Source organism: Terriglobales bacterium, from assembly GCA_035543055.1.
Lineage (GTDB): Bacteria > Acidobacteriota > Terriglobia > Terriglobales > Acidobacteriaceae > JAIQFD01.
This window is the reverse complement of the sequence record DATKKJ010000153.1, coordinates 1-5,467: the sequence shown is the minus strand read 5'-3', so window position 1 is coordinate 5,467 and position 5,467 is coordinate 1. Positions and strand designations below refer to the sequence as shown.

The 5,467-nt window shown below is 66.1% G+C and carries 5 protein-coding genes; all 5 read right to left on the bottom strand.

The window, feature by feature from the left end:
• Positions 1 to 438 precede the first annotated feature (438 nt).
• Positions 439 to 795, bottom strand: a complete 357-nt coding sequence (locus tag VMS96_10475; GenBank protein ID HVP43848.1) for a phage holin family protein — start codon at positions 793 to 795, stop codon at positions 439 to 441.
• A 332-nt stretch (positions 796 to 1,127) separates the two neighbouring features.
• Positions 1,128 to 2,465, bottom strand: a complete 1,338-nt coding sequence (locus VMS96_10470) for a DUF2252 domain-containing protein (GenBank protein HVP43847.1) — start codon at positions 2,463 to 2,465, stop codon at positions 1,128 to 1,130.
• A 95-nt stretch (positions 2,466 to 2,560) separates the two neighbouring features.
• On the bottom strand, positions 2,561 to 4,195 hold the full coding sequence (locus VMS96_10465; GenBank protein HVP43846.1) for an HAD family hydrolase: 1,635 nt from the start codon (positions 4,193 to 4,195) through the stop codon (positions 2,561 to 2,563).
• 63 nt (positions 4,196 to 4,258) lie between these two features.
• Positions 4,259 to 4,678, bottom strand: coding sequence for a DUF202 domain-containing protein (locus VMS96_10460; protein HVP43845.1), 420 nt, complete (start codon positions 4,676 to 4,678; stop codon positions 4,259 to 4,261).
• Positions 4,675 to 5,467 (bottom strand): hypothetical protein (locus VMS96_10455; protein ID HVP43844.1); only part of this gene is annotated, 793 nt, incomplete at its 5' end. The genes VMS96_10460 and VMS96_10455, both read right to left, overlap by 4 nt.

Sequence of the window (5,467 nt, the reverse complement as noted above, 5' to 3'; positions counted from 1 at the left end):
TGTCAAGCCAACCGCAAGGGCCGCAACGGTGCAGATCAGGATGACGACGCATGGCGGCATCCCAGCCCCCCCGCTCCGCCACTTCCCTTCAAGTCCCTCTCGCATCGCCACCGCGCCTCCATCTTTCGTGCTCGGCGAATGACACCAATCCGAGGGCGTCGGATGCCACCCGAGGAGTGCTGCTATCGAATGGTCATGCTCCTCGCCTGGCACGCACCAGATCCGGAACCAGACGTAGCGCTTTCGAGAATCCCCTCCAGCTCGGGGCGAGCAGGAGTCCGCCGACGGCAGCTACCCCCAGTAGCCACCACCGCTGCCGGTTAACGAAACCCCGCGCCCGACCCACGCGTTGTGCAATGCGTCGGCCCGCCCCTTCGATGGTCTGGCGGTGAGATTCGGATTGCTCGATGATCTGGCGCTTGCGTGCAGCCAGGGCGTTCATTCCCGTTTGCGAAGACATTCGGCGTCCTTCCTGAATTCGGCCACCGTCGCCTCGAAGGGAGCGGGGCCATGGGTCATGCGTTGGTATGCAATCCACAGGATGAGCGCAGCCATCCCGATCGCACCGGCGGCGAGGCCGATGAGGCCCCAATAACCGGCCACTTCCCACAGGAATAGTGCGAGCCCGCCAACGGCGACCAGGATGCCCCCGGCGCCGATCGCGACGGCCGCACAGACCCACACCACAAAGCGGATGGCCCGAAGCTTCTCCTCCTGCAACTCGACCTTGAACAACTCGGCCCGCGTGTGCAGGAGTCCAATCAGCGCGCTTCCAAGCCGGCGGGTGGTCCCCATGGGTCCATCTCCTGCCGATTCAGGCTCCGACATGAGGGCCTCCACCCACGGCGGTCAAGCCGACCGCATCATCCAGCTCGAGCCGCAGCACCTGCGCCGCGACCAGCGCGGCGGCGAGGAGGTGTCGTGTGGTCTTCATGTTCAGCTCCCTTCCGCATTTCCGTCGCACCTCCGGGTCCCCTTGGAGTCCGGGTTTGTCCCGCAGGCTACATACGACCGCAAGTTCACGCCGAGCCCGTCACAAGCCGCCGGGTTTGCGGAAACACCCCGATGCGGCAGCTAGCACCGTCGCTGTTGTGAAGACGGCCTGCCATCCCACAAAATCACCTCCGTCACGCCGTTTCTGCCGCTTGGATCCGCTTCGCCTTGGCCGCCTTGGCGAAGGCTTCGCAGTCGCGCTCGTTCTGCCTGGCATAGGCGAAGGCGAAGCGCGTGACGGCTTCGTCCATGCGGTCGCTCTTGCCGAGGTAGCCCGCGATGAGGGCGGGGTCGCCCGATTTGGCGTGCGCCAGAGCAAGCGCCCATCCGCACAACTTGCAGTATTGGGGGAAGTTCCTCACCCGCACCTTGGTCGGGTCGAAATCGTAGCCGCCCTTCATGTCCCTGAGTTGCCGCATGTAGAAATGGATCCCCTCCAGGTTGATCCCCCAGCCCAGGAAGATGTCCGGAGCGCCCTGGATGAGCCGCTGGCCGACTACGACGCGCCTGCCCTCGCACTCCCAGGCGGGGGTCTTCGAGTAGGGAGCCAGGACCGAGCGCTGGGCCTCCTTGTACTGGAGGAAGAGGAGGTCTTCGGGACCGTTCCCTCTCATCAGGAGCAGCCAGCAGCGGGTGCCGACGCTCCCCACGCCCACGACCTTGCGTGCCACGTCGAGGGCGCGGTACCGGAGCAGCAGGGTCCGGCGCTCCTCCGGGAGGGACTGGAGATAGCGGTCCAGCGTCGAGGCGAGCATCTCCAAGACCGGCCTGCCGTCGGGCATGTGCGTCTCACGGACGATGAGAGGTTTCTCCTCCACGAGGCGCGGCCCACCATTCACGATCTTGGTCATCTTGCCGAGCTTCTGCACGCTGCCCGACCGCTCCGCTTTGGCCATGATCGATTCGGCCCGTGCCCTCGCGCCCGGGGACAGCCCCGCGAGGATGTCTTGCTCGCCGATACGGGAGTACCAGACGTCCCGGTGCCCCATGAAAGCGAATTCTCTCATCCGCTTCCGGTAGCTCCGGACGGCGGCGCGCGCCGCCTCCTCGCAGAGGGTCCTGTCCCCTCCCAGGACCCGACACGCCACCACGGCGCTGGCGGCCAGGCGCTTGAGGTCCCATTCCCATGGCCCGGGCAGGGTTTCGTCGAAATCGTTGATGCCGAAGACGAGGTTGCGCTCGGCCGATGCGAAGACACCGAAGTTGGCCACGTGCATATCCCCGCAGGCCTGGACTTTCAGACCCGTCACGGGAGTGCGCGAGAGATCCGCCGCCATCACGGCCGCGGAGCCTCTCAGGAAGGCGAAGGGGGTTGCCAGCATCCGGGCGTACCGGATAGGGATCAGGGAAGGCAGCCGCGCCTTCGCCTGCTCTTCCAGGATCGCGACGGGGTCTTCCCGCTTCACCGGCGGTTCGTATTCCCCGTGGCGCTCGTGGGACACCCTAGCGCGGAGTGCCTTTCCCGCCGCCATACGAGCCTCCACCGAGGAAGCGGGGGTGGTGAAATAGGTCGCTGACCGTGCGAGACGGCGGCGACCCGAGGCGGATCCAGTCTCTTCGCTTCTCATCATGGCTTCAGGTCCCAACCCTTGAGCTTTCTCGCCGCTGTGCCGAACGGGCCGAGTTGGTAGACAGCCGCGCCCGCTGGCGAGAACGTGAACGGCTCGAACGGCTCGGCCATCATCCGGTCGAGGTATTCCTTGAGGGCGGCGCCGGTCGAGACATGCGGATTGAAGTGCTCACCCGCGTACTTCGAGACGTACGCCGCCACGTACGCAATCATCATCGCGTCGAGGGCGGAATCGCCGTGCGGGGCGGTGAACGCGCCGATGGGGCCGCGCTCCACCATGAATGGCTCCACGGCGGCGATGATGTCCTCTTGCAGCTTGAGGAGCTCCGGCGTCGGCCTGGCGCAGATGCCTGCGACGCCCGTCGCGCCGGCTGGGGCGTAGTAGTACTTGAACGCCTCGAGCTTCATGCCGCTCACATTGGAGCAGGCGATGACCTTGCCTGCGATTACATACACCTGGTCGAGGTCGGCCGTGCGGACGAAACACTGGAGCATCGTGATGTGCGGACGGTGCGCGGCATCCAGGGCGAAGCCCTGCGGGTAGACCTCGAGCAGCCGGGCGTTGTTGGCCTCGGCGTGCTTGAGCATCGTGGCGTCCGGCTCCAGCAGGATGTCGATCGCGGTGACCTCGGAGTCTGGGGCGGGGAACACGGTCTTCCAGTCGTTCTTCATGCTGGCGACGGTCCAGCCCTTCGCGGCGGCCTCGTCGAGCCCCTGATCGAGTCGGGCCAGGCCATCCTTGCGGTCGTAGGCGTATTCACGCCCGGCGTCGTCGTGGTGGACGTAGAGGCAGAAGCGCGCGCCGGGCCCGGCGGCGGTCCACTGGAGCATTTGCAGGTCGCCGTCGGAATTGCCAAACGCAGCGATGGGCCGGCGGCCGATGTGCTCGTTTATGCCGACGGGCTTGCCGCCTTTGTCGTCGTTGAAGTTTATTTCCGGCAGGCGCACGAGCACAGGCTGGCCGTCGCGCAGCTCGAACTTCGTCTTCACGCTGCTGCCGACCACCTGCTCCGCCGGGATGCCGTACACCTGTTCCGCCCACGGGCGCATGAACTCGATGCCGCCGCCGGAGACGATGAAGGGCTTGAAGCCGTTCGCGCGCAGGTAGGCGAGGACCTCCAGCATGGGCTGGTAGGCCATGTCGGTGAAGTGCTTCCCGGTCGTCGGATGCTTCGCTGTGGCGATCCAGTCCTTCACAATCTGCTCAAACTCCTCGCTCGTGTTGCCCGTGTGCGTGGCCATGATCAGTTCCACGAGCGCGCGTTCGCCGCCGGCCGCTGCGGTCTTCAAGTCGCCTTTCAGGATCGAGGCGAACGGCTCCTGGGTCTTCCACTCGGGATGCTGCGGCGCGAGCGCCTTCACCCGGTCCAGCACGAAAAACAGTTGCACGGGCAACGGCTTCTCGCACCAGAGCGTCCCGTCGTTGTCGAACACGGCGATGCGCTCCGGCACGGGGACGAAATCCTGAGAGCCGGGCTTCGTCACCCTTTCCACGAAGGTGAAGATGGACTGTTTTGCCGGGCCATCGTTCCACGACGGCAGAGGGCCGGCGGCCAAGGCCGCTGTCGCCGAGAGGACCAGCGCCCCGGCGAGTGCGGCGACAGGGATGTGCGGTTTCATATCGATCGTCATCTCTCTCTCCTATCTGCAACGCGTGGATCGGTCAGTGCATCCCCGCGTCGTCTTGGTGGCTTCTCATCGCTTGAGCAAGTCCCATAGACCCGCAAGGAACGCGATGGCGAGCAGGAGGGCCAGCGCGATCGCCAACGGCCACCTCGTCAGCTCGAGAGAGTCTCCTCTCCTCAGCCTGCGCAGTGTGAACCAGTGGGACAGCGCCGCGAGCGCCATGGCACAGACGCCGACCACGACCAGCCCCGTTCCGAAGCGGATCGCGGCCTGATGCAATCGGACGGCCTCTGCCGTGGGGTCCTCTTCACGGAGGGAGCGGAAGAACCCCACCATGCCGAAGCCGAAGGTCGCCATGGCCAGGCTCGTCCGTATCCAGGCGAGTGTCGTCCGGTCCAAAGCCAGTTTGGTACGGAAGCCGGCCATGCCCGTTGGCGCCTGGGCCATGCTCACGCGCGGGTCGCCGGGAGCCTGGTTGCCGCCGCTCATGCGCTCTCCTCGCTTGCAGGGTCTGTTGCTCCCGAGGTCGCGGCCACGGGCTCCGGTGTGGCGACCTGGAACTCGACGACGATTCGGGCGGGCGCGCTTCGTTCCCACAGGATCGCGCCCAGGCACGCGATGATCACCCAGGCGCTCGCGGCGACCCCGCACCAGGTCATCAGCATCATCGCGACGCCCATCGGGCCAAACCCGGTCCACCCCTCGAGTAGCGTCGGGAAAGCCGCCCGGGCGGCAAGCTCGAGAATGATCCCGTCGATCACGACCCCCGCCGAGCCAGCGAGCAGGAGGTATCTCCACCCCCGCCCACCGTCTCGCACGAGCAGAGCCGGCGTGAGCGACCAGAAAGCCCACTGCGGGATCAGTGCGACCACCAGGAGCGCGGCGTGGGTTCCGGCACTCTGCTGGCCGCCGAAACCGATTTGCTCGCGCGCGGTCATGGTTCCCAGGTACAACGCGAACCAGATGGCCCCACGCGCCAGTTTTTCCGCCATCCCGAACTGCTGGCGGCGCCATGCCCGGGCGAACATCCCGGCAACCTTGATCGACATCGGGATTCCCATCATCAGGAATCCGGCGACGCCGACGAAGGTCCATCTGGAATGAAACGCCGAGGCCGGCCCGAACGCCTCGCGGACGCGGTCGTCGAGAGGAGGGAGGAGGCCGAATTGGCGGATCAGCAGGTCGCCCACGCTGGCGTTGGCCGCGAACCCCGAGAAATACCCGAACCCGATGATGATCAGGGGGATGACGGTCGTGAAGAGTTGCAGCGACACCAGT

What these genes read in the sequence shown, in the direction of transcription:
- VMS96_10475 (HVP43848.1), bottom strand. Translation starts at nt 795, where the DNA reads ATGGGGACCACCCGCCGGCTTGGAAGCGCGCTGATTGGACTCCTGCAC.
- VMS96_10470 (HVP43847.1), bottom strand. Translation starts at nt 2,465, where the DNA reads ATGGCGGCGGGAAAGGCACTCCGCGCTAGGGTGTCCCACGAGCGCCAC.
- VMS96_10465 (HVP43846.1), bottom strand. Translation starts at nt 4,195, where the DNA reads ATGACGATCGATATGAAACCGCACATCCCTGTCGCCGCACTCGCCGGG.
- VMS96_10460 (HVP43845.1), bottom strand. Translation starts at nt 4,678, where the DNA reads ATGAGCGGCGGCAACCAGGCTCCCGGCGACCCGCGCGTGAGCATGGCC.